Annotated in this window: 3 protein-coding genes; all 3 read left to right on the top strand. The window is 66.2% G+C overall.

The window, feature by feature from the left end:
- Nucleotides 1–711 (top strand): DUF8756 domain-containing protein (locus tag VK519_RS13770; RefSeq protein WP_324350685.1); only part of this gene is annotated, 711 nt, incomplete at its 5' end.
- Nucleotides 708–2,729, top strand: a complete 2,022-nt coding sequence (locus tag VK519_RS13765) for an ATP-binding protein (protein ID WP_324350683.1) — start codon at nucleotides 708–710, stop codon at nucleotides 2,727–2,729. The genes VK519_RS13770 and VK519_RS13765, both read left to right, overlap by 4 nt.
- On the top strand, nucleotides 2,726–2,998 hold the full coding sequence (locus VK519_RS13760) for a hypothetical protein (RefSeq protein WP_324350681.1): 273 nt from the start codon (nucleotides 2,726–2,728) through the stop codon (nucleotides 2,996–2,998). The genes VK519_RS13765 and VK519_RS13760 overlap by 4 nt, the downstream gene beginning before the upstream one ends.
- Nucleotides 2,999–3,040: the final 42 nt, after the last annotated feature.

Here is a 3,040-nt window from a genome sequence, read left to right as displayed (position 1 = left end):
GCCGTGGTGCTGATCGATAGCAACGCCGCCCGCCGCTCGCCGCTGCCGGTGTTGAAGCGTGGCGCGCAGGACCAGGGTGTGTTCGCCGTGGCCTCGGGCACGCCGATCCTCGATGCGGTGGGGTATCCGCGCGGGCAGGGCGCCGCTCGGCTGGGCGACACGGTGGATCTGGCCGGAAGAAACCTTGCCGGCAGCATCCTGCGTATCGATGGCGGCCCGTTGCTGGTTCCCTTCACCGTGACCGGTACGGCTGCCGATGACGGGCTTGCGCTGAAAATCCCGGCGCTCGCCGATGACCCGACCGCCATGGCGACCTGGGCGCCGGGCGTATTCGCCATAGCCGCGTTGTCGCAGCCCGCGGGGCTGCCCGCCACCGCCAGCAACGTGCTGCCATTGGCCATCGCGCCGACCATCACTATCTCGCCGTTGACCGCGGCACCGGGTGACGTTGCGATTTCCATCACCTGTTCGCCGCGCGTGCGCGACGGTCAGCGGGTGAGCCTGCTGTTCGGCGAGCAGCCGGTACCGCTGGGCACGATCAGCAACCCGTCGGATGCGAGCAAGCCGACCGTGCTCACCTTTACCGTGCCGGGCGTGGTCGCCGGAACCTATACGGTGCGCCTGCGCGTGGATGGCGTGGACAGCGTACCCGTGGATTTCACCGGCACCACGCCCGCCTTCGCCGCCGACCAGCAAGTGGTGGTGTCATGAGTGCGCGCAGCGACTGGCTGGAAGCGAATGACCGTTATCTTGCCGATGGCCTGGCGCGCCTTCGCACCGCGCTTTCCACCGCCGTATCCCGTCCTCCGCCCGTTCAATCGTCGCCACCGGGCGTGATCGAGGTCGAAGAACCTGCCGAAGGCACGCAGCTGGCGATTTCCCTGGACGAGACCGCCGACGGCAACGCCCACGTCCCTGCCCTGGAACTGCTGGCCGAACGCCTGGAGCTCACGCCCTTCGAGCGCGACATTCTGCTGCTATGCATTGGCATGGAGATGGATACGCGCTGGCCGGCGCTGTGCGCCGATGCGCAGCACGACACGGCCAAGCCGTTCCCCACCTTCGGCCTGGCCTTCGCCACGCTTGAAGACCCAAGCTGGGACGCGATGTCACCGCAGCGGCCCTTGCGCTATTGGCAACTGGTGGACATCCACCAGCCCGGTACCCAGCCGATGATCGGCGCGGCGCTGATGGCCGACGAGCGCATCGTCAACTTTGCCAAGGGCATGAATTATCTCGATCCGCGTGTTGCGCCCCTGGTCACGGTGTTGCCTTCCGCGGCGTTGCCGGCATCACAGCAGGAGGTGGCCAGGTCGATCGCAACCACCCTTGGCCAAGTGCCACGCGGGCAACCGTTACCGGTGGTACAACTGCTCGGATCCGACGGCGCCAGCAAGCGCGCCGTGGCACGCGCCGTCGCCGACCTGATGCAGGCGCAGGCGCTGGAACTGGCCTCCGACCTGATTCCCGCAGGCATCGCCGAACAGGAAGAGCTGCAACGCCTGTGGCAGCGTGAAAACCAGCTGCTATCGCTCGCTTTGCTGGTGGTGGCCAGCGACACCCCCGATGGCCAGGGCACGCCGCGGCTCCGCCGGTTCCTGGCGCGTGCCGGCGGTCTCACCATGGTCGACGTGCGTGAACCTCTCGCGTCGCTAGGCGTAGACACCATCGCCGTCGACGTGGACAAACCCACCGCCACCGAGCAGCGCGCAGCGTGGAAGGGCGTGCTCGGTGACGGTAACGACGACCACGCCAGGCAACTGGCAGGTCACTTCGACTTCGACACCGGCAGCATCCAGCGCATTGCCCAGGCAGCGCTGGGCGCGGTAGCCAGCGACAAAGCCAGTGCTCCGGATATCGTCGCGGCGCTTTGGCAGGGGGCCATCAACCGCACGCGTCCGGCTATGGAAGGCCTTGCCCAGCACATCGAACCGAAAGCCGGCTGGGACGACCTGAAACTACCGGAAGCCGATAAAAACCTCTTGCAGCAGATCGCCGACCAGGTGGCCCATCGCGGCACGGTCTACGAAGACTGGGGTTTTCGCGATCGGATGAACCGTGGGCTTGCCATCACCGCGCTATTTGCCGGCGAAAGCGGCACGGGTAAGACCATGGCAGCGGAAGTCCTGGCCAATCACCTGAAGTTACCGCTTTATCGCATCGACCTTTCCGCCGTGGTCAGTAAATACATCGGCGAGACGGAGAAGAACCTGGCGCGTCTGTTCGACGCGGCCGAGCAGGGAGGGGCGATCCTCTTCTTCGACGAAGCCGATGCGCTGTTCGGCAGGCGCAGCGAAGTGAAGGACAGCCACGACCGCTACGCCAACATCGAGGTGAACTTCCTGCTGCAACGGCTGGAGTCGTTCAAGGGCCTGGCCATCCTCGCCACCAACATGAAGGGAGCGCTTGACGGCGCATTCCTGCGCCGCATCCGCTTCGTGGTGAATTTCCCGTTCCCGGGAGTGGCCGAACGACAGGCCATCTGGTCAACGGTGTTCCCGCAGCAGGCTGCCACCGGCGCATTGGACGTGGCAAGGCTCGCCAGGCTCGCGCTCAGCGGCGGCAGCATCCAAGGCATTGCCTTGAACGCAGCTTTCATGGCCGCCCGCGCCGGCGTGCAGGTGGGCATGCCGTTGCTGCTGCAGGCGGCCCGCGACGAATTCCGCAAGCTCGACAAGCCTGTGAACGAGGCCGATTTCCACGTGCAAGGCAGCGGAGCCCGGCCATGAGCGTGCATGTGCATATCGATCGACTGATTCTTGATCCGGGCTTGCTCGGTGGTCTGTCGCCGCGCAAGGTGCAGAGTGCGATTGAGCAGGCACTGACGGTGCAGCTTGCAACCCCGGGCGCCGCCGCCAGTCTGTCCGGCCTCGGTCATCTGGACGCCATGCCTTCCCATGCCTTGCCGGATGGACCAGCACCGTTGGGCGCGCGCGTTGGCGTCGCACTGTCACATGTTCTGGGCACCGGTGTGCCGAAGGGGGCAGGTCGTGGATAACAACGCGCCGCGCGTGCACGCACGCACTACGGGAACAGTGAC

The organism is Pinirhizobacter sp., from assembly GCF_035317885.1.
In the GTDB taxonomy this organism is placed as follows: domain Bacteria; phylum Pseudomonadota; class Gammaproteobacteria; order Xanthomonadales; family Rhodanobacteraceae; genus Pinirhizobacter.
The sequence above is the reverse complement of the archived record's forward strand: the minus strand, read 5'-3'. Positions and strand labels throughout refer to the sequence as shown.

Bases quoted from the DNA above. Each gene is read 5' to 3' on its own strand.
- VK519_RS13765 (WP_324350683.1), top strand. From the start codon at position 708: ATGAGTGCGCGCAGCGACTGGCTGGAAGCGAATGACCGTTATCTTGCC.
- VK519_RS13760 (WP_324350681.1), top strand. From the start codon at position 2,726: ATGAGCGTGCATGTGCATATCGATCGACTGATTCTTGATCCGGGCTTG.